Raw genomic sequence first — 18,577 nt, forward strand, 5'->3', positions numbered from 1 at the left:
TCCCAGACCACGGCGCCCCGTCGCAGGTCCCGCCCCCGGCCGGCGCACCGGCTGGACCCGTGTCCGACTCCGACAGGCGATGAGGTCAGATGCCGAAGTCGAAGGTCCGCAAGAAGGCGGCCTACACCCCTCCCCCGGTCAGCCGCACCCCGCAGAAGGTCGCGGGGCCGACGCACCCCGCCTACATCGCCGTCATGGTCGCGATGTGGATCCTCGGTCTCGCCTGGCTGGTGATCAACTATCTGGCGGGTCCGTCCATCCCGTTCATGCTCGCGCTGGGGAACTGGAACTTCATCATCGGGTTCTCACTCATCGTGATCGGCCTTCTCATGACCATGCGGTGGCGTTGAGCAGCGGAAATACACGGATGTGAGTTGTCCACCATGTGGATGGAGCCTGTGGACAACGTCGCATGACCACGCAGGGTGATCGACTTCGGTGGTCGACGCCGGTGGGCACGGTCGTCGCACTCTGGGTGCTGGCGGTCGCCGCGACCGGCTGGTCGGTCGCGGTGATCGTCTCCGGGGCGGAGGCGGCGGGCGCGCTCGTCGCGGGTGTCGCGGCGCTCGGTCTCGCCCTGGCCGCGGCCTCGGGGACCCGTGCCCGGCCCCGGCTGGAAGCCGGTCCCGAGGGGCTGACGGTCCGCAGGCTGACCTGGACCCGGCACGTGCCCTGGAGCCGGGTGGACGACCTGCGCCTGCTGCGGACCCGCAGGCTGGGCCGCGAGTCGGTGCTGCTGGAGCTGGAGCTGCGCGACGTCGACGACCACGAGCGGCTCGTCATCCTCGGCCGGGCCGAGCTGGGCGCGGACCCGGTCGACGTGTTCGACGACCTGTCCGCCCTGCGCCCGGGACACCGCCCCGGCGACGCCGGCCCGACCGTTCCCTGACCCGTGGCCCGGCGCCTCCACGGACACCGCGGCTCGCCCGGTCCCCCGCCGCGGCGGGGGACGACCCGCGACGGCGCCGCTCGCCGCGTGCGGACCGCGCCGACAGCTCGGGGCCCCACCCCTGGCGACGGCGGGCCGGGGTCAGACGCCGGCGGCCGCGAGCAGCCCCGCGGCGCGCACCACGATCAGCACGATCGCGAGCGCGGTCAGCCCGGAGACCGCCAGCACCTGGGTCCGCCTGCGCTGCGGGGACCCCGTCCCGAGGTGGACCAGCGCCGCGGTGACCGCGGCGCCGAAGACCAGCCCGCCGAGGTGCCCCTGCCACGAGATGCCCTGGATGCTGAAGCTGATCACGGCGTTGATCGCGATGAGGGCGACGACCTGCCCGGTCGGCAGCTTCAACCGCCGGAGCAGGACGAACAGTGCCCCCATCAGCCCGAAGACCGCACCGGAGGCACCCGCCGTCAGCCCGTTGGGAGCGCTGAACAGCATGACCGCGGCCGCGCCGCCGAGCATGGACACGCCGTAGACGGCGACGAACCGGGCCCGTCCCAGGACCGTCTCGACCTCACGGCCGATGATCCACAGGGCGTACATGTTGAACGCCAGGTGCAGCGGGCCGATGTGCAGGAAGCCCGAGGTGATGATCCGCCAGTACTCGCCGTCGGCGACCAGGAGCGGGACGAGCCCGCCGGCCTCGAACAGCGGCGACAGGAAGTTGGACATCACGCTGCCCGCCGTGACCGCGGTGATCACGTAGACCACCACGTTCGCGACGATCAGCCCGGGGACGACCACCGGCTTCCCGGTACGGCTCGCCCCGGCGACGGTGCGTCGTCGCGGGGTAGTCCGTGCGGCCTCGGCGAGGCAGTCCACGCAGTGCTGGCCGACCGGGGCCGGCTGCAGGCAGGCGGGGCAGGCGGGCCGGTCGCAGCGCGAGCAGGCCAGCCCGGTGGGGCGGTCGGGGTGCCGGACGCACACCGTCGCGCCGCCGGGGCCGGGCGGGGCGCCGGGCCCCCCGCCCGGGCCGGTCTCCCCGGATCCGTACTGCGCAGGTCCGTACGGCGCAGGTCCGTACGGCGCGGACCCGTAGGGCGTCTGCCCGTACGGCGCCGGCCCGGGACCACCCGATGGCGGACCGCCCGGCGCGCCCGGCGGCGGCCACTGGGGCTGCGGGTAGCCGGGCGGCGCCGGGTAGTACGGCGTGCCCGCGGGGCCGGGGGATCCCGGGCCGCCCTCGGGCTCGCCGGATGCCCCGGATCCGCTGCTGTCGGGTCGTCCGTTCACCACGGCCGGTCCACTCGGTGGTCGGAGACCTGCTGGGTCAGGACCGCTCGATCTCGATCTTCTCGATGACCACGTCGGTCAGCGGCCGGTCGGCCTGGCCGGTGGTGGTCTGGGCGATGGCGTCCACGACGGCCCGCGACTCGGCGTCGGCGACCTCACCGAAGATGGTGTGGCGCCGGTTCAGGTGCGGGGTGTTGCCCACCGTGATGAAGAACTGCGAGCCGTTGGTGCCCGGCCCGGCGTTGGCCATGGCCAGCAGGTAGGGCCGGTCGAACTTGAGGTCCGGGTGGAACTCGTCGCCGAACTGGTAGCCCGGGCCACCGCGACCGGTACCGGTCGGGTCGCCGCCCTGGATCATGAAGCCGCTGATCACCCGGTGGAAGATCGAACCGTCGTAGAACGGCCCGGAGTCTCCGCCGCTGGCGTTCGGGCCCGTGTAGTCCTTGCTGCCCTCCGCGAGGCCGACGAAGTTCGCGACCGTCTTCGGCGCGTGGTCGCCGAACAGCACGACGCGGATGTCGCCCTCGGAGGTGTGCAGGACGGCCGTCGTCTTGGCGTTCTCTGGTTCCGTCACGACTACCATCGTGCCAGTAAGCAGCCGCATCCGTGGGAAGCAGGTCCGGAACATGAGTGCCGAGAGGAAGCGGGCCCGTGCCCGCAAGGACGCGACCGAGGCCGTACGCACCTTCGCCGACGCCGGCCGGATCGCCGGTGGCGCGGTCACCGACGCCGTGGCCGGAGGGGTCTCGACGCGTCTGTCCGACCTGTCCGACGTGGTGTCCGGCTCGGTGCACGACGCCCGCCACGCGCTGGCCGAGATCGTCGAGCCGACCCCGGTGCGGGTGCGCCGGGCCCCGTGGATCGTGGCCGTCCTGCTGCTGACCGCGGCCGCGGTGTGGGGCTGGGCGACGGTCCTGAAGCGCGAGCGCGAGGTGGACCCCGGGACCCCGGTCCCGACGACCCCGCCGTCCGACGACCAGATCCACGGCAAGCCGATCGGTCAGGGCAGGTCGCAGACGAACGGCCACTGACCGCAGGACCCGTCCCGGAACGAGCGGGTCAGGACGGGCGCAGCGTCCGCAGGAAGCCGGTCACGGCGGCCTCGTAGCCGTCGGGATCGGCGTTCCAGCTGCCGGTGTGCTCGGTACCGGAGAACTCCCGGTAGGTGACCGGCCAGCCGTGCTCCGGGGCGGTCGCGGCGAGGTCCCGGCTCAGCGAGACCGGGACGGCGGTGTCGGCGTCGCTGTGCAGGACGAGCGTCGGGGGACGGACCGCGGGCGGACGACGGACCAGGTCGAACCGGTCGAGGTCGATCCCGATCCGGCGTGCGGTGAACCGGGCCGCGACCCCGGCCAGGGTCGGGGGGAGACCGCGGTTGCGGGCCTGCCGGCGCAGCGTGCGACGCCAGTCGAGCAGCGGCGCGTCCCAGACCACGGCGTCGACGAGGTCGGCCTGCGGGGACCGGTCGAGGAACGCCCCGCCCACCGCGGCCCCCATCGACCAGCCGACCAGCACCAGCCGGCGCGCGCCGTGGACCAGGGCGTAGGCCGCGGCGGCGTCGACGTCGCGCCACTCGGTGTCGCCGAGGTGCGAGCGCCCGTCCGGTGACTTCGGGGCGGTCCCGTCCCCGCGGTAGCTGACGACGAGCTGGGTCAGGCCGGCCGCGTGCAGCGCGGGCAGGATCCGCAGTGCCTCGCGTCGGGTCCCGCCACGGCCGTGCACGCACAGCGCCCAGGTGTGCGGGTGTCCTCCGGCCGGGGCAGGGATGCGCCAGGCCGGGGCCGGCCCGAGGTCGGTGGGCACCTCGACCTCGTCGAAGGACAACCCTCGTGCGGACGGGTCCGGGTCGAACGGGCCGGCGTCGAGCACGGCGGGGCCGATCGCGGGGACCGGGCCCGCGCGGAGCTCACGGACGACCGTGCGGCGCCCGCGGTCGAGGACCGGACCGACGACGGCCAGCCCGGCCGGGCCGCGCAGTCCCCACACGCCCGGCTGCGCGGACAGCCGGGTCCGCGCCAGCTCGACGGTGCCGTCCCCGGTGGCGACGACCCGCTCGGGCAGCCCCGGGCGCGGCGACGGGTGCAGCAGGATCGTCGAGTAGTGCCAGCCGATCGCGGCCGCGGCGGCGCCTCCCGCCCCGCCCAGGACCCCGGCCAGCGCGCCCGCAACGGGCACCGAAGGACGAACGGAGTGGCGGACGGAGGGGCTCGGCGCGCGCACGCACTCATCCTGCTCCCCCGCGTACGAACACCGCGAGTGGACCACCGAAGGCATTCCGGAGCGACGAACACTCGCCCGTACGTGCGAGACCCCTCTCAGGTTGCCACTCGTACGGGTGAAGATCACTGTCGATCGACTGCGCACCGCAACCGCTTGATGTGGATCTCGTTGTCCCCCGGCGAGGGTCGTCCGTCGACCCTCCGCTCCCCCGATCCCCCTTGGAAGGACGTGCGCATGAACTCGCTCGCCCGTACCGCCCTGCGGCTGTCCCTCACCGGCGCCGGCATCGCCGCGCTCGGCGCCGGTCTCGTCGGCCAGGCCTCGGCCGCCGAACTTCCCGAGCTGCCCGAGCTCCCGGCCGCCCCGGACACCTCCGCCCTGACCGACGCCGCGGACAGCCTCCCCTTCGGCGAGCTGCAGGTCCCGGACGCCGATGCCCTCGGTCTGCCGGAGCTGCCCTCGACCGACTCGCTGCCGAGCGCGCCGTCGCTGCCCGGCACCGACGACCTGCCCACCGCCACGCCGCAGGCCGCGGACGTCGCGTCGGAGCTGCCCTCGGCCGAGGACGCCCCCGAGCTGCCGTCCACGGACGACCTGCCCGAGCTGCCCTCGGCGGAGGACGCCGGCCTCCCGTCGGTCGACGACGCGGGCGCGCTGCCCGTGTTCGAGGTCCCGGCCGTCATGCACATCGAGGCGCCGACCGGCTCCTGACGTCGGTCCGCGGGTGCCGGACCCCCGACCGGCACCCGCGACCACGCCCGTCCGGTGTCCCCGACGACCGGGGCACCGGGCGGGCGGTCGTGTGCGGGCTCAGGGACGACCGTGCCGCGGGCGCGGCGGCGGCGCCGGGACCACCGGCGCGCGGACGAGGAGCTCGTAGCGGTCGAAGGATCCCTCGTCGTCGACGACGTGGCGCAGGAACCGGAACCCGGCCCGCCGCGCGACCCCGACCGATGCGGTGTTCTGCGGGTCGACGTCGATCGAGATCCACCGCACGTCACCACGTTCGCCCAGGTAGCGGGCCGCGAGCCGGACCGCGCGGGTCGCGAGGCCGCGACGGCGGTACGCCGCGTAGACGCCGTAGGACAGACCGGCCCGGCCCCCCGCGGGGTCGAGGTCGACGTCGATGGTCCCGGCGAGGACGGCGCCGCCGTCCACCCGGATCCCGAAGCTCAGCTTCGGCCCGTCGTCGGCCCAGCGTTCGATCGCACGACGGACGTGGGCACGGGCGGTCGCCGGGGTCGCGGGTGCGCCACCGAGCCAGCGGACGATCTCGGCGTCCTCACCCGCGAGGTGGGCCGTCACGTCGTCCCAGCCGAGCGGGCTGAGGACGACGACGCCGTCCGCCAGCATGTTGGAGGGACGCGACACGGGACCATCCTGCCCCAGACGTCGCCGTGCGTGATCGGGTACTCCCCTCCGGGGTTCCCCGTCAGGACGACGGCGCCTCGCGCACCCGGTAGCGCATGAGGAGCGTGTCGTCCCCGGTGACGACGCTGACCAGCTCCAGGCGCGCCGGATCCATGCCGGCGCCGCGGGCGATCCGCCCGGCCTCCCCGGAGACGAGGAACGGAGCGAGGGTCAGCCGCAGCTCGTCGACCAGGCCCGCCTCGGCCAGGCTGCCGAACAGCGCGGGGCCGCCCATGCAGTTGATCCGGCGCAGTCCGCGCTCCCCCAGCGCGGCGACCGCGACGGCGAGGTCGACCGACTCGTCGCCGGTGAGCACGACCTCGGCGCCGGCGTCGGTCCACCGGCCGCGCAGGTCCACGGGGACCGACTCGCAGGTCAGCACGATCGTGGGGACCACGGTGTCGGTCAGCACCGGCGACGACGGATCGAGGGACTTCCCCGACGAGGTGACGACCGCCGTCGACGGCAGCTCCGACAGCCCGAAGCGGCGGCGCCGGCCGTCCATCCGGTCGTTGTGCTTGACGCCCGTGAACCCCTCGGCGGTGGCCGTCCCGGCCGCGACGAGCACGACGTCGGCCAGGTCGGTCCCCAGGTCGAGCACCGCACGGTCGGGCGGGGTGGACAGCCCGGCCGAGCTACCCTGGACCTCGACGGCCCCGTCCGCGCTGGACACGAAGTTGACCGACAGCCGGAGCCGGTCGTCCGGGTAGGCGTAGAGCCGTTCGAGCTGCTCGGTCGACAGCGGCCCGGCGTCGGCCACCGGGAAGATCTGGTGGATCGTGCTCACGCGAGCAGTCTCACCGCCCGCGAGGGATTCCGCTCGCCACGAACGGTGGCGACCATCTCGCAGGTCTCCCGGGTGGCCCGGGCCTGGTGGGCGCGCACCATGGCGACGCCGCGGTCGGCGGCCAGCGCCGTCGCGGCGAGGGTGCCGGTCAGCCGCTCCTCGAGCGGCACGGCCAGGGACTCGCCGACGACGGTCTTGTTCGACATCGCCAGCAGCACCGGCCAGCCGGTCGCGACCATCTCGTCGATGCCGCGCAGGACCTGCAGGCTGTGCAGGGTGTTCTTCGAGAAGTCGATCGCCGGGTCGATGAGGATCCCGCCGGCGGGCACGCCCGCGGCGACGGTCTTCTCCGCGAGCGCGACGGTCTGGTCGATGACCGTGCGCAGGACGTCGGTGTAGCGCGGCCGGTGCGGCTCGGTGCGCGGGTCGACGTGGTCGGTGTGCGCGCTGACGTAGCCGGCGCCGTACCGGGCGGCGACGTCGAGGATCCCGGCGTCGGCGGCCGCCCAGTTGTCGTTGACCAGGTCGGCGCCCGCCGCGCAGACCGCATCGGCGGGTCCGGCGCGGAAGGTGTCGACCGAGATCGCGACGTCGGGGAACGTGTGGCGTGCCCACTCCACGGTCGGCACGACCCGGTCGATCTCCTCCTGCTCGGTCACCTCGGCCCCCGGGCTGGCCGGCACACCGCCGATGTCGATGACGTCGGCACCCTCCCGGACCACCGCCGTGATGCGGTCCCGGGCGGCCTGCTCGGCGAAGGTGACCCCGTGGTCGTAGAACGAGTCGGGGGTCCGGTTGACGATCGCCATGACCATCGCCCGGTCCCGGTTCCAGGTACGTCCACGGAACGTCACGCTCGGCACGTGGTCTCCTCACAGCACGGACGGGCCCGCTGCAGGACCCGGTTGGATCTCCATCCTGCCCCGGGGCCCGGCGTGCGTGCCCACCCCGACGGTCATCGGTCGCGCGTGTAGTCCCGCAGTGGCGGCTCGGTGGCCCCCGCGGCTCGGTCGCGATGCCGGTCGCGACCTGTCCCAGCAACCGTGCCTCGTGCACGTCGCCTTCTCGTCGGCCCGCCGAAAAATACGATGCGCACGACGGAGCCACGGACCGCACAGCCGTCACCGGTCCGGTCCGCCGATCGTCGCGGCGGACCGGACCGGCGAGGTCACGACAGGTGCTTCCCGGAGATCGCGCGGGCGATGACGAGCTGCTGGATCTGCTCGGTGCCCTCGAAGATGTCGTAGATCTTCGCGTCGCGGTGCATCCGCTCCACCGGGTGCTCGCGCGAGTAGCCCGCGCCGCCGAGGATCTGGATGGCCCGCTCGGTCGCCCACACCGCGACCCGGCCGGCCTTGAGCTTGGACATCGACCCCTCGCCCGCGGTGAACGGGACGTTGTTGCGCCCCATCCAGGCGGCCCGGTGCACGAGCAGCCGGGCGGCGTCGATCTCGGTCTTCATGTCCGCGAGGGTGAAGGAGATCGCCTGGTTCTCGATGATCGGGCGACCGAAGGCAACCCGGTCCTTGGCGTACTCCAGGGCGTACTCGTAGGCGGCGCGGGCGATGCCGATCGCCTGCGAGCCGACCGCCGGACGGGACAGCTCGAAGGTCTGCATCGCGGCGGAGCCCGTCGACTTCTCCCCCGACCGGGCACGGGCGAGCCGCTCGTCCAGCTTCTCCTTGCCGCCGAGCAGGCACGAGCCGGGGAGCTTCACGTCGTCGAGGAAGACGTCCGCGGTGTGCGACGCGCGCAGACCCATCTTCTTGATCTTGCGGGTGGACTCCAGGCCGGGCGTCTTCGGCGGGACGACGAACGCGGCCTGTCCCTTGCTCCCCAGCGCGGGGTCGACGACGGCCTGCACCACGTGGATGTTCGCGATGCCGCCGTTGGTGGCCCAGGCCTTCTGGCCGGTGAGGGTCCACTCGTCCTTCGCCTCGTCGTAGACGGCGCGGGTGCGCATCGCCGAGACGTCCGAGCCGGCTTCGGGCTCGGACGAGCAGAACGCTCCGACCTGCGGCTCGGAGGCGTCGCCGTAGCACTGCGGGATGAACTCGACCATCTGCTCGGGCGTGCCCGAGGCGAAGATGCCGGCCACCGCGAGGGTGGTGCCGAAGATCGCCATGCCGATGCCGCCGTCGCCCCAGAAGAGCTCCTCGTTGACCAGCGGCATGGACAGGCCGGTCTCGTCACCCCAGAAGGAGGCGAGGGTCTCGAAGTTGTAGAGCTCGATCTTCGCGGCCTCCTGCAGGATCGGCCACGGGGTCTCCTCGCGCTCGTCCCACTCGGCGGCGGCCGGGCGCACGACGTCGGCGGCGAAGCCGTGCACCCACTCCTGCAGCTCGCGGTGCTCCTCGGACAGTTCGAAGGAAGTCATCTCAGCTCTCCGCTGGTCGGTCGCGGTTCTCGTCAGGCAGACGGGATCTGGAACATCTTCTGCAGAGCGGTCGCGAAGCCGACGTCGCCGGAGACCTTGAGCTTGCGCGTCATGAACAGGGTCACCGGGTTGGCGTTGTTCGTCGCGACCTTGAGGAACTCGGTGCCGGGCATGGTCAGCGCAGTGCGGGGGTCCTCGTCGGTGCCCTCGGTGACCGTGCAGGTGCCGTTCTGCATCACGGTCTGGAAGCTGTCGACCGTCGAGCCGTCCTTGATGTGCCAGTGCACGACCTGCCGGTTCCCGGTCGCGCCCTTGGACGAGTAGAACTCGCTCATCCGGCCGAAGATCGCCTCGAGCACCGGTCGGCGGACCTCGGACGACATCACGGTCGCCAGCTGCTGCTTCGACGCGGTCTTGACCAGGCGGGCGAACAGCGACGGGTCGACGTTCTTCGCGTTCCCGTCGCGCAGAGCCGTCCCGAGCGTGGCGATCAGCTGCTCGTCGGACAGGGACTTCGGGTCGACGCTGCGACCCAGCTCGTTGATGTCGACCGTGTCGGCCATCGCTCGTTCCACCTCGCCGTGGTTCACACAAGTGTCCGGTACTCGCCGTACCGGCTCGGGACGAGGCGTACTTTACGCAGCAGTAGCTAAGCTGTCGAGATGGCATCTGCACCCCGTCGCAGGCTCCCGCCCGCGCAGCGCGAGAAGCAGGTCCTCGACGCGGCGGTGCGCGTGTTCTCCCGGGACGGGTTCCACGACGCGTCGATGGACGGCGTCGCCGACGAGGCGGGGCTGTCGAAGCCGATGGTCTACACGCACGGCGGGGGCTCGAAGGAGGAGCTGCTGCGGCGGTGCATCCGCCGCGAGGCCGACCGACTGCTGGAGTCGGTCTCCGGCGCCGCGGCCGGGGCGCCGGTCGACGCCGAGGTGCGCCTGCACCGCGGTCTCCGGGCGTTCTTCGCCAGTGTGACCACCCATCGCGACGGCTGGTCGGTGCTCTACCGCCAGGCCCGCACCGGCGCGCTCGCGGACGAGGTGCACGCGGCGCGCACCCGGATCGTCGACCGGGTGGCGCGGCTGCTGGCGGCCGAGCTGGCCGTCCCCGCGGGCGTGGATCCGGCGACGGTCACCGCCCCGCTCGCGGCGGCGCTGGCGGGCGCGGCCGAGGGACTGGCCGACTGGGCGGGCGCCGGCACGGACCCCGACGACCTGGCCTCGACGCTGATGACCCTGGTCTGGCCGGGCCTGGAGCGCCTGCGCGGGTGAGCCGCCGGCGCCACCGTGCGCTCAGCCCTCCGTCGCCGGCCGCGTCACGAAGCGCCGGGTGCGGTCCGGAAGCCGGTCGACGATCCGGCCGATCCGCTCGGTGGTGCCCTGCAGCGGCGCGAGCGCGTCGGCCAGCACGCCGATCTGCCGGTCGAGCGCGTCGATCCGGGCCGCGACCGAGCGCAGGTCCGGGGCGACGGCGGTCAGCTGGCTCGCGGCCTGCGCGAGGTTGACGTCCAGGGCGGCCAGCCGCGGGGTCCCGTCGGCATCGGCGTCGGCAACGGCCGCCGCGATCCGCCGGACAGCGCCCTGGTCGCCGGTGGCCGCGGCCAGTGTCGCGAGGTCCTCACGCACCGTCGCCAGCTCCCGCAGCGGCTCGACCGCCCCCGCGAGGGCCGCGAGGTCACCGGGGGTGCGGGCGAGCTCCTGCAACGGTCCGACCGCCTCGGCCAGACGTGCGAGGTCGGCCCGGGTCGCTGCCAGCTCGTGCACCGCGGGGACGGCGCCGGTGAGGCTCTCCAGGTGCTCGCGCGCCGCGGCCAGCTCCCGCAGCGGCTCCACCGCGCCGGCCAGCTGCGCCAGGTCGGCGCGGGTGGCGGCGAGCTCCTGGAGCGGGGCGACGGCGTCGGCGAGGCGCTGCAGCGACGTGACGGCCCCGGCGAGCGCGGCGAGGTCACCCGCGGCCGGTGCCAGCTCCCGCAGCGGTGCCGCGGCGCCGGCCAGCTCGTGGAGGTCCTCGCGCACCGCGGCCAGCTCGGTCAGCGGTCCGACCGCCGCGCTCAGCTCGCGCAGCGACTCCACCGCCGTGCCCAGCTCGGCCAGCGGTCCGACGGCAGTGGCGAGCTCACGCAGCGCATCGACCGCGCCCGCGAGCTCCGACAGCGGCCCGACGGCACCCGCCAGCTCCCGCAGCGAGGCCACCGCCGCGCCGAGCTCGCGCAGCGGCCCGACCGCGGCGGCCAGCTCGTGCAGGTCCCCGCGCACGCCCGCGAGGTGGTGCAGGTCCTCCCGCACCGCGGCGAGCTCGTGGAGGTCGTCGCGCACGCTCGCCAGGTGGTGCAGGTCCTCCCGCAGCCCGGCGAGCTGGTGCAGGTCGTCGCGGGCGCCGGCCAGTTCGCGCAGCGGTCCGGCGGCTCCGGCCAGCTCGACCACGGCCGCGGTCAGCTGGTCGATCCGCTCGACGGTCACCGGGTCGTCCCACAGCGTCACGACCCGGCCGAGCACGTCGTCGAGCACCGGGGCCAGACCGGTCAGCGCGGCGTCGACACCGGCGATGCGCCGCGGGAGCGCGGCGACCTCGGCCGCCACCGATGGCATGGCCTCGACCGCACGCGGGGCCTCGGCCAGCCAGCCGGGCAGGCGTCGACCGATCTCCACGGCGGCGCCGACCGTGCCGAGGGCGGCGCCGATCAGCGTCCCGGTGACACCCGCGGGCGACCAGGAGCTCGGGAGGGGCTGCTTCGCCATGGGTCTCCTCCGGCTCACGGGAACGTGCTCGGACCAGCTTCGCAGATCCGGCGGCCCGGGGTGCCGCGCGGCAGCCCTCTCAGTAGGACGCGTCGTCCACCCGGGCCGCCGCGTCGCCGCCGGCGTCGCGGGCCGCCGCGTCGTCGAGGATCGTGGCGGTGCCGCTGGTACCGAAGCGGGTGACGCCCGCGGCGTGGAAGGCGAGCACGGTGTCGAGGTCGCGGACCCCGCCGGAGGCCTTGACCTGCACCTGCGGTCCGACGGTGGCGCGCATGAGCGCGAGGTGCTCGGGCGTGGCGCCGCCGCCGGCGAAGCCGGTGGAGGTCTTCACGAAGGCAGCTCCCGCCGACTCGGCGGCCCGGCAGCCGGCGACCACCTCGTCGTCGGACAGCAGGGCGGTCTCCAGGATCACCTTCACGACGCGGCCGTCGGCGGCCTCGACGACGGCCCGGATGTCGGCCTCGACGTCGTCGGTCAGGCCGCTGCGCAGACGGCCGATGTTCAGCACCATGTCGAGCTCGACGGCACCGTCGGCGATCGCCTGCCGCGCCTTGGCGACCTTGGCCGCGGTGCTGGTCGTGCCGTGCGGGAACCCGATCACGGTGCCGACGGCGACGCCGGTCCCCGCGAGCCGGGCGACGGCGTGCGCGACGTCGGACGGGCGCACGCAGACGGAGAAGATGCGGTAGCGGGCGGCGACGTCGAGCTGGGCGTCGACCTCGGTGCGGGTCAGCTCGGGCTTGAGGATCGCGTGGTCGATCATCCCGGCGATCGCGGCAGCGGAGAGGGTCGTAGCGCTCACGGTGGTCCTTCGGGTCCCGGCGGGAGGATCGCCCCCGCGGGTGGTCGGCGGTCGGATGCGAAGGCTACGCGCCCGGGCCGCCCCCGATCAGCACATGCGGCGACGGCCACCCGCTGCGATGCTGGTCGGACGCCCCGGAGATCCCGGGGGCGGAAAGGGGCCGACCATGGCGGACGACGACCGCTCCGCTCCGGATGCCGCGCACGCCGCCGTTCCCGGGCCGACGTTGCGGTTCGAGCAGTCCAGCCACCCGGCGGGCGCCACCGTGTTGCACGCGATCGGCGCCATCGACGACGACACCTCGCCCGATCTCTGGGTCGAGATGGGCATCTGGTCCGAGGCGGGCCCCGAACTGATCCTCGACCTGTCCCGCGTGGACTTCCTGGGGACGGCGGGACTGAACTCGCTGCTCCAGTCGCGCGACATGATGGGTGCCGAGGGCAAGCGGCTGCGGGTGCACTGCGGGTCGAGCCGGCCCGCGCGGCGCGCCCTCCAGGTGACCGGCGCGATGGACCTGTTCGACGTCGTCGACCGGATCCCCGAGGAGCCGGTCCCGTCCCGCAACATGCTGTTCGGCGTCCCGGACCCGGACGTCCGGCTGAACGGTCAGCGCCGCTCGAACGAGGGGTAGCCTGCGACGGCCTCGTCGTCGCAGGCCCGTAGCACGCCCGCGACCCCGCCGGGCACCGCGTACGGCGCGACCGGCTCCGCCGGGCACGACAGCGCCTCGATCGTCGACAGGCCGCCGGCGTCGAGGTCGCCGATCGCCCGGTCCACCCACTCGACCTGTCCCTGCAGGCAGGCCGCTTCGTTGCCGTACCCGAGGGTCGGCGCCAGCGGCGCGAACAGGTTCGGGAAGCCGGGGTGCGCGAGACCGAGCAGGCCCGGGCCGGTGCCGAGCAGCCGACCGTCGCGTCCGACGACGTCGATCCCGGCGTGGGTCGCGGTCGGGTCGAACCCGGTGGCCAGCACGATCGCGTCCAGCCCGACGACGGTCCCGTCGGCCAGCTCGACCCCCTCCGGCCGGATCCGCACGACCGGGTTCCGCCCGACGGGGACCACCTCGACGTCGTCGCGGTGGAAGGTCTCCAGCCAGCCCTGGTCGGTGGCGACGGGGCGCAGGCCGTAGTCGTCGCCGTCCGGGACCAGCGCCGCCGCGAGACGGTCGTCGCCCAGTCGCGCCCGCATCCGGTCGCGGACGACGGCGGCCGCCGCGGCCCGCAGCGCCGGGTCCGACGCGAACCCGGCGAGCCGCGTCGGGTGCAGCGACAGGGGGTCCTCGTCGTAGGCGGTCCCCAGGCTGTGGAGTCCTCTGTGGACAGACGGGTGCGCGGTGCCCGACACCGTGGACCGGACCGCCTCGCGCATGACGGGCAGGCGGTCGCGGTAGGCCGCGCGCTCCGGCCAGCCGTACATCGGGTTGGCCGCGGGCAGCACGAAACGCGGTGTCCGGGCCAGGACGGTGAGCCGGCCGACCCGACCGGCCAGCGCCGGGACCAGCTGGACCGCGCTCGGCCCGCAGCCGACGACACCCACCCGCAGCCCGTCGAACTCGGGCCCTCGAGCGGGCCACGCTCCGGTGTGGACGACCGGCCCGGCGAAGTCCGACCGGCCGGGGACGACGTCGGTGCGGGGCGCGGTGAACGCGCCCGTGCAGCGGACCAGGAACCGTGCCGACAGCTCGCCGTCGCCGGTGCGCACCCGCCAGCGCCCGCCGTCCCAGCAGGCGGCGGTGACCGGTGTGGACAGTCGCAGGTCGCGGTACAGATCGAGCCGGTCGGCGACGAACCGCAGCCAGCGCAGCACCTCGTACCCGGCGGGGAAACGCTCGCTCCAACCCCAGTCGCGGTACAGGTCGTCGGAGAACAGGTACTGGTACGCCGCGCCCTCGGTGTCGATGCGGGCACCCGGGAACCGCTGGTGGTGCCAGACGCCGCCGAGCTCGGGGGCGGCGTCGACACAGGTGACCCGCAGACCGCGCCGTCGCAGCAGGTGCAGCGCGTACAGCCCCGCGACCCCGGCGCCGACGACCACGACGTCGTGCTCGTCCTCCACCGGCCCAGCGTGGCCGATCCCCGACGCCGCCGGACCGACCTGTCTCAGATCGACACGCGACGCCCGAGGAGAGAACGCCTCCGGGTACGGGGTCAGCGCGTGGGGAGCTCGGCCCACACCCGCTTGCCGCCGCCGCGGGTGTCGCAGCCCCACGACTGCGCGACGGCATCGACGAGCTGCAGGCCGCGCCCGCGCGCCGCCCGCACGTCGAGCGGCTGGAGCAGGGGGCTGCCGGAGTCCTCGTCCTCGACCTCGATCCGCAGGACGTCCCCGGTCCGGACCAGGGTCAGGCGGAACGGGGTGCGGGCGTGGTCGACGACGTTCGCAACGAGCTCCTCGATGACCAGCATCGCGTCGGCGAGGCTGCCCGGGGCGAGGTCCCAGCCGGTCAGGACGCGTTCCGCGGAACGCCGCGTCTCCCGGCCGACCCCGGCGTGCGGGACGTGCTCGGTGACGACCCGGTCGGCGTCGACGGCGGCGGGCTCCTCGACCTGCACGACGACGACACCGGCGTCGTCGCTGAGGTGGCCGCCGCAGTGTGCGAGGGCGGCGCCGGTGAGGGCGCGCGCGATCGTGTCGGCGTCGGCGCCCGGGACGAGCGAGGCCAGCGTGCGCCGGGCACCCTCCTCCTCCAGCTGTTCCCAGTGCCCGCGCACGTGCGCCTCGGTGATGCCGTCGGTGTAGAGCACGAGACTGTCGCCCGGGGCGAGGGTGACCGTCTCGTGGGCCACCATCGGTGTGGTGCCGATACCGAGCACCAGCCCGCCGCCGCCGTGGAACTCGGCGGTGCCGTCGGCCCGTCGGACGAGGACGGGTGGGTGGCCGGCCGAGGCGAGGTCGGCGCGCCAGGTGCCGGAGGGGCCGCGACGCAGCGACGCGAGCGCGGCGGTGACGAAGCTGATGCGTCCGTCGAACCAGACGTGCAGGACGTCGTTGACGGTGCGGAGCACGGCGACCGGGTCGTCCTCGACGTGTGCGGCGGTGCGCGTGGCCGAGCGGGCCAGCGCGGTCGTCCGGGCGGCGGCGGAGCCCTTGCCCTGGACATCGCCGATCACCACGGCGACGCCGTCCGGGGTGGGGACCGCGTCGTAGAAGTCGCCCATGACCTCCACACCGGACCCGCCCGGCAGGAAACGGGCCGCGATGTCGATCCCGGGCAGCCGCGGGGGCCGTGCGGGCAGCAGCGACTCCTGCAGCGTCCGGGCCAGCGTCTCGGCCTCGGCGGCGTGGCGGGCGGCGGCGAGCGCCTGCCGCTCGGTCTCGCGCAGGGCCAGGCGCAGCGCGATCTCGCCCTCGACGGCGTCGGCCAGGGTCCGGATGGTCTCGCGGTGGAGCGGGGTCCACTCCCGGGCGACCACGTCCATCGCGCAGAGATTGCCCACGACCTGGCCCGCGGGGTCGCGCACCGGCACCCCGAGCCAGGCGGCCGCCCCGAACTCGGTGATCAGGCTCAGGTCGCGCAGCCGCGGCTCGGCCTGCACGTCACCGGCGCAGATCTCCCCGTCGGACTCGACGACGACCTTGCACCCACTGTCCTCGACGGGCGCCGACCAGACTCCGTCAGGCCCGACGATCCGTGCCGGTTCGGGCGTGCCCTTGAGGAAGGTCCGGACCTCGTCGACGACGGTCAGCATGACCGCCGGGGTCCCGAGGACCACCGAGACCAGCCTGGTCAGTCGGTTGAACGCCTCCTCCGGCCCGGTGTCGAGCAGCCGGGTGGCGCGGACCGCGGCCAGCCGCGCAGGCGATTCCAGCGGCGACGGTGCCGCGACCGTGACCGCGACGGGATCCGACACCAGGCTCATTCACGTGATCCTCGCACCGCATCGCGTCGGCGTCCCGTCGGTGTGCGCAGGAATCCAGGCGATCGTCAATTGTGACGATGCGGTTCAGCTCGCCGATCCGGTGTGGAGCCGGGCGGCGCACCGGGTCAGGTGGTCCCGTTCGGCGGTGGAGGACGCCAGCGCCGCGGCCTCGGCGTAGAGACGCGCGGCCGTGGCCCGCTCCCCCGCCCGTTCGTGCAGGTGGGCGCTGACCGCGGTCCAGCGGGGCAGCGTCGGGTCGAGGTCGGCGAGTGCTGCCAGGCCGGCCCGGGGACCGTCGGCCTCCCCGACCGCGACGGCGCGGTTCAGCCGGGCGACCGGGCTGCCGGTGAGCCGGACCAGCTCGTCGTACCACTCGACGATCTGGGGCCAGTCGGTCTCCTCGGCCGCCGGCGCGTCGGCGTGCAGGGCGGCGACGGCCGCCTGGGCCTGGAACTCCCCCAGCCGGTCACGGGCCAGCGCGGCCTGCAGCACCGCCACGCCCTCGGTGATCAGCGCGGTGTCCCAGCGGCCGCGGTCCTGCTCGGCCAGCGGCACCAGCTCGCCGGCCGGACCGGTCCGGGCGGCGCGGCGGGCGTGGTGCAGCAGCATCAGCGCGAGCAGGCCGGCGACCTCGGGATGGTCGACCGACGCCGCGAGGCGCCGGGTCAGCCGGATCGCCTCCGCGGCGAGGTCGACGTCGCCGGAGTAGCCCTCGTTGAACACCAGGTAGAGCGTCCTCAGGACGGTCGCGACGTCGCCGGGTCGGTCGAGCCGCTCCCCCGCGACGGTGCGCTTGGCGCGGCTGATCCGCTGCGCCATCGTCGCCTCGGGCACCAGGTAGGCCGCGGCGATCTGGCGGGTGGTGAGCCCGCCGACGGCCCGCAGGGTGAGTGCGACCGCCGACGACGGCGACAGCGACGGGTGCGCGCACAGGAAGTACAGCTCGAGCGCGTCGTCGTGGTCCGACGCCGGGCCCGGCACCGGCTCGGCCTCGGCCCGCTCCTCCCGGCCACGACGCGCGGTCTCCGACCGGGTGGCGTCGAGGAAGCGGCGCCAGGCCACCGCCACCAGCCAGCCCTTCGGGTCCCACGGCAGGTCGGCCGGCCAGGTCCGCAGGGCCTCGACCAGTGCGTCCTGCACGGCGTCCTCGGCCGCCGCGAAGCCCACCCCGCGACGGCCGAGGATCCCGAGGACCTCCGGTACGAGACCGCGCAGCAGCGCGGCGTCCATGCTCACTCCGTGACGGTCGGCGGGGCCTCGAGGAACGGGCGCAGCTCGATCCACTCGTGGATCGGCTCCCCACCGGCACCGGGCGCCGCCGACAGCACACCGGTCACCTCTACGGCCCGCTCGTAGCTGTCGACGTCGATGATCATCCAGCCGGCGACGAGGTCCTTGGTCTCGGCGAACGGACCGTCGGTGACGGGCGGGCGGCCCTCGCCGTCGTAGCGGACGAAGGTGCCCTCGGGAGCGAGTGCCTGGGCGTCGACGAACTCCCCGGAGCGCTTCAGGTCCTCCGCGAGATCCTGCATGAAGCGGATGTGCGCGGTGACCTCCTCGGGAGCCCAGCGGTCCATCGGCACGTCGTTCTTCGGGGCCGGGGCTCCGCGGTAGTGCTTGAGCAGCAGGTACTTGGCCATGGTGGATCTCCTCGGTGCTCGTCGCGGCCCATCCTGGCCGCGTTCACCCCGGGGACGGAACCGGACGCACGTTCTCGACACCGCCGCTCGATTTTTCTTCTACCCGTCAGTAGGTTCCGCACATGATCAGAGCGACGTCCGTCCGCACCGTGTCCGCGACGCCCGAGGCGGTGTGGTCGGTGCTGTCCGACCACGAGGGCATGTCGACCTGGGCGCCGGGCCTGAAGGTGGAGATCACCCGCGCGGGCACGCCGGAGCCGAACGGGGTCGGGACGGTGCGCAAGGTCGGAATCGGGTCGCCGGGGCCGATCGTCGAGGAGGTCACCGCGTTCGAGCCGGGGCGACGGCTGGGCTACCGCGCGATCGCCGGGGTGCCGCTGAAGAACTACCGGGGCGAGGTCACGCTGCGCCCGGTCGGCGCCGGCACGGAGATCACCTACGCCGTGGAGGCCGACAAGCGGCTGCCCGTCGGGGAGGCGTTGCTGGCCAAGGGGCTGTCGAAGGTGTTGCTGTCCGGGCTGGTGCGCGGGATCGGCGCCGGGCCGCGCTGACCGCCCGGCGCCCCGCGGG

General features: G+C 74.3%; 21 protein-coding genes. 7 read left to right on the forward strand and 14 right to left on the reverse strand.

Features of this window, described 5'->3' with window-relative positions; all coding sequences use genetic code 11:
• The first annotated feature begins 89 nt into the window (after positions 1 to 89).
• Complete coding sequence (gene crgA, locus KPL59_RS17755) at positions 90 to 350, forward strand: cell division protein CrgA (RefSeq protein WP_020626195.1); 261 nt, start codon at positions 90 to 92, stop codon at positions 348 to 350.
• A gap of 101 nt (positions 351 to 451) precedes the next feature.
• On the forward strand, positions 452 to 889 hold the full coding sequence (locus tag KPL59_RS17760) for a PH domain-containing protein (protein WP_084786224.1): 438 nt from the start codon (positions 452 to 454) through the stop codon (positions 887 to 889).
• Positions 890 to 1,030: 141 nt separating this feature from the next.
• On the opposite strand, the gene KPL59_RS36995 is transcribed toward KPL59_RS17760, so the two are convergent.
• Together KPL59_RS36995 and KPL59_RS17770 are read right to left on the reverse strand one after the other, a co-directional pair.
• A complete protein-coding gene (locus KPL59_RS36995) occupies positions 1,031 to 2,176 on the reverse strand; it encodes a rhomboid family intramembrane serine protease (RefSeq protein WP_226361442.1) in 1,146 nt (381 codons plus the stop codon).
• Positions 2,177 to 2,213: 37 nt separating this feature from the next.
• Positions 2,214 to 2,759 carry a peptidylprolyl isomerase gene (locus KPL59_RS17770; protein WP_043280629.1) on the reverse strand — a complete coding sequence of 182 codons (546 nt, stop codon included), beginning with the start codon at positions 2,757 to 2,759 and terminating at the stop codon, positions 2,214 to 2,216.
• Between the two features lie 43 nt (positions 2,760 to 2,802).
• Between KPL59_RS17770 and KPL59_RS17775 the strand changes: the two genes are divergently transcribed.
• Positions 2,803 to 3,207 carry a hypothetical protein gene (locus tag KPL59_RS17775; protein WP_020626199.1) on the forward strand — a complete coding sequence of 135 codons (405 nt, stop codon included), beginning with the start codon at positions 2,803 to 2,805 and terminating at the stop codon, positions 3,205 to 3,207.
• A gap of 28 nt (positions 3,208 to 3,235) precedes the next feature.
• On the opposite strand, the gene KPL59_RS17780 is transcribed toward KPL59_RS17775, so the two are convergent.
• Positions 3,236 to 4,351: an alpha/beta fold hydrolase gene (locus KPL59_RS17780; protein ID WP_226353189.1), complete on the reverse strand. Its 1,116-nt coding sequence runs from the start codon at positions 4,349 to 4,351 to the stop codon at positions 3,236 to 3,238.
• A 279-nt stretch (positions 4,352 to 4,630) separates the two neighbouring features.
• On the opposite strand from KPL59_RS17780, the gene KPL59_RS17785 reads away from it, so the two are divergent.
• Positions 4,631 to 5,107: a hypothetical protein gene (locus tag KPL59_RS17785; protein ID WP_226353190.1), complete on the forward strand. Its 477-nt coding sequence runs from the start codon at positions 4,631 to 4,633 to the stop codon at positions 5,105 to 5,107.
• Between the two features lie 99 nt (positions 5,108 to 5,206).
• On the opposite strand, the gene KPL59_RS17790 is transcribed toward KPL59_RS17785, so the two are convergent.
• The 5 genes from KPL59_RS17790 to KPL59_RS17810 form a co-directional block, all read right to left on the reverse strand.
• Entirely contained in the window at positions 5,207 to 5,767 is a 561-nt protein-coding gene (locus KPL59_RS17790) for a GNAT family N-acetyltransferase (protein ID WP_145981496.1), read from the reverse strand.
• A gap of 61 nt (positions 5,768 to 5,828) precedes the next feature.
• Positions 5,829 to 6,593, reverse strand: a complete 765-nt coding sequence (locus KPL59_RS17795) for a dihydrofolate reductase family protein (RefSeq protein ID WP_226353191.1) — start codon at positions 6,591 to 6,593, stop codon at positions 5,829 to 5,831.
• Positions 6,590 to 7,456 carry a dihydropteroate synthase gene (folP, locus tag KPL59_RS17800; protein ID WP_226361443.1) on the reverse strand — a complete coding sequence of 289 codons (867 nt, stop codon included), beginning with the start codon at positions 7,454 to 7,456 and terminating at the stop codon, positions 6,590 to 6,592. The genes KPL59_RS17795 and folP overlap by 4 nt, the downstream gene beginning before the upstream one ends.
• Positions 7,457 to 7,761: 305 nt before the next feature.
• Positions 7,762 to 8,970 (reverse strand): acyl-CoA dehydrogenase family protein, encoded by a 1,209-nt coding sequence (locus KPL59_RS17805; RefSeq protein ID WP_226361444.1) that lies wholly within the window; start codon positions 8,968 to 8,970, stop codon positions 7,762 to 7,764.
• 32 nt (positions 8,971 to 9,002) lie between these two features.
• On the reverse strand, positions 9,003 to 9,533 hold the full coding sequence (locus tag KPL59_RS17810) for an SCP2 sterol-binding domain-containing protein (RefSeq protein WP_060713774.1): 531 nt from the start codon (positions 9,531 to 9,533) through the stop codon (positions 9,003 to 9,005).
• A 99-nt stretch (positions 9,534 to 9,632) separates the two neighbouring features.
• Here KPL59_RS17810 and KPL59_RS17815 point away from each other — a divergent pair, with 99 nt between their 5' ends.
• Positions 9,633 to 10,238, forward strand: a complete 606-nt coding sequence (locus KPL59_RS17815; protein ID WP_226361445.1) for a TetR/AcrR family transcriptional regulator — start codon at positions 9,633 to 9,635, stop codon at positions 10,236 to 10,238.
• Between the two features lie 21 nt (positions 10,239 to 10,259).
• On the opposite strand, the gene KPL59_RS17820 is transcribed toward KPL59_RS17815, so the two are convergent.
• Both KPL59_RS17820 and deoC read right to left on the reverse strand, forming a co-directional pair.
• Positions 10,260 to 11,705: a hypothetical protein gene (locus KPL59_RS17820; RefSeq protein WP_226361446.1), complete on the reverse strand. Its 1,446-nt coding sequence runs from the start codon at positions 11,703 to 11,705 to the stop codon at positions 10,260 to 10,262.
• A 79-nt stretch (positions 11,706 to 11,784) separates the two neighbouring features.
• Positions 11,785 to 12,507 carry a deoxyribose-phosphate aldolase gene (gene deoC / locus KPL59_RS17825; protein WP_226361447.1) on the reverse strand — a complete coding sequence of 241 codons (723 nt, stop codon included), beginning with the start codon at positions 12,505 to 12,507 and terminating at the stop codon, positions 11,785 to 11,787.
• Between the two features lie 166 nt (positions 12,508 to 12,673).
• On the opposite strand from deoC, the gene KPL59_RS17830 reads away from it, so the two are divergent.
• Positions 12,674 to 13,138 carry an STAS domain-containing protein gene (locus KPL59_RS17830; protein ID WP_020625416.1) on the forward strand — a complete coding sequence of 155 codons (465 nt, stop codon included), beginning with the start codon at positions 12,674 to 12,676 and terminating at the stop codon, positions 13,136 to 13,138.
• On the opposite strand, the gene KPL59_RS17835 is transcribed toward KPL59_RS17830, so the two are convergent.
• The 4 genes from KPL59_RS17835 to KPL59_RS17850 form a co-directional block, all read right to left on the reverse strand.
• Complete coding sequence (locus tag KPL59_RS17835; RefSeq protein ID WP_226361448.1) at positions 13,114 to 14,562, reverse strand: NAD(P)/FAD-dependent oxidoreductase; 1,449 nt, start codon at positions 14,560 to 14,562, stop codon at positions 13,114 to 13,116. The genes KPL59_RS17830 and KPL59_RS17835 overlap by 25 nt on opposite strands.
• 92 nt (positions 14,563 to 14,654) lie before the next feature.
• Entirely contained in the window at positions 14,655 to 16,367 is a 1,713-nt protein-coding gene (locus tag KPL59_RS17840; RefSeq protein ID WP_226361449.1) for a SpoIIE family protein phosphatase, read from the reverse strand.
• Positions 16,368 to 16,451: 84 nt separating this feature from the next.
• Positions 16,452 to 17,597: an RNA polymerase sigma factor gene (locus KPL59_RS17845; protein WP_226362099.1), complete on the reverse strand. Its 1,146-nt coding sequence runs from the start codon at positions 17,595 to 17,597 to the stop codon at positions 16,452 to 16,454.
• 2 nt (positions 17,598 to 17,599) lie between these two features.
• Positions 17,600 to 18,007 (reverse strand): YciI family protein, encoded by a 408-nt coding sequence (locus tag KPL59_RS17850; protein WP_075309265.1) that lies wholly within the window; start codon positions 18,005 to 18,007, stop codon positions 17,600 to 17,602.
• Between the two features lie 122 nt (positions 18,008 to 18,129).
• On the opposite strand from KPL59_RS17850, the gene KPL59_RS17855 reads away from it, so the two are divergent.
• Positions 18,130 to 18,558, forward strand: coding sequence for an SRPBCC family protein (locus KPL59_RS17855; RefSeq protein ID WP_020625421.1), 429 nt, complete (start codon positions 18,130 to 18,132; stop codon positions 18,556 to 18,558).
• Positions 18,559 to 18,577: the final 19 nt, after the last annotated feature.

This window comes from Pseudonocardia sp. ICBG1142 (genome assembly GCF_020496255.1).
Lineage (GTDB): Bacteria > Actinomycetota > Actinomycetes > Mycobacteriales > Pseudonocardiaceae > Pseudonocardia.

What these genes read in the sequence shown, in the direction of transcription:
- crgA (WP_020626195.1), top strand. Translation starts at nt 90, where the DNA reads ATGCCGAAGTCGAAGGTCCGCAAGAAGGCGGCCTACACCCCTCCCCCG.
- KPL59_RS17770 (WP_043280629.1), bottom strand. Translation starts at nt 2,759, where the DNA reads ATGGTAGTCGTGACGGAACCAGAGAACGCCAAGACGACGGCCGTCCTG.
- KPL59_RS17775 (WP_020626199.1), top strand. Translation starts at nt 2,803, where the DNA reads ATGAGTGCCGAGAGGAAGCGGGCCCGTGCCCGCAAGGACGCGACCGAG.
- KPL59_RS17785 (WP_226353190.1), top strand. Translation starts at nt 4,631, where the DNA reads ATGAACTCGCTCGCCCGTACCGCCCTGCGGCTGTCCCTCACCGGCGCC.
- KPL59_RS17805 (WP_226361444.1), bottom strand. Translation starts at nt 8,970, where the DNA reads ATGACTTCCTTCGAACTGTCCGAGGAGCACCGCGAGCTGCAGGAGTGG.
- KPL59_RS17810 (WP_060713774.1), bottom strand. Translation starts at nt 9,533, where the DNA reads ATGGCCGACACGGTCGACATCAACGAGCTGGGTCGCAGCGTCGACCCG.
- KPL59_RS17815 (WP_226361445.1), top strand. Translation starts at nt 9,633, where the DNA reads ATGGCATCTGCACCCCGTCGCAGGCTCCCGCCCGCGCAGCGCGAGAAG.
- KPL59_RS17820 (WP_226361446.1), bottom strand. Translation starts at nt 11,705, where the DNA reads ATGGCGAAGCAGCCCCTCCCGAGCTCCTGGTCGCCCGCGGGTGTCACC.
- KPL59_RS17830 (WP_020625416.1), top strand. Translation starts at nt 12,674, where the DNA reads ATGGCGGACGACGACCGCTCCGCTCCGGATGCCGCGCACGCCGCCGTT.
- KPL59_RS17840 (WP_226361449.1), bottom strand. Translation starts at nt 16,367, where the DNA reads ATGAGCCTGGTGTCGGATCCCGTCGCGGTCACGGTCGCGGCACCGTCG.
- KPL59_RS17845 (WP_226362099.1), bottom strand. Translation starts at nt 17,597, where the DNA reads ATGGACGCCGCGCTGCTGCGCGGTCTCGTACCGGAGGTCCTCGGGATC.
- KPL59_RS17850 (WP_075309265.1), bottom strand. Translation starts at nt 18,007, where the DNA reads ATGGCCAAGTACCTGCTGCTCAAGCACTACCGCGGAGCCCCGGCCCCG.
- KPL59_RS17855 (WP_020625421.1), top strand. Translation starts at nt 18,130, where the DNA reads ATGATCAGAGCGACGTCCGTCCGCACCGTGTCCGCGACGCCCGAGGCG.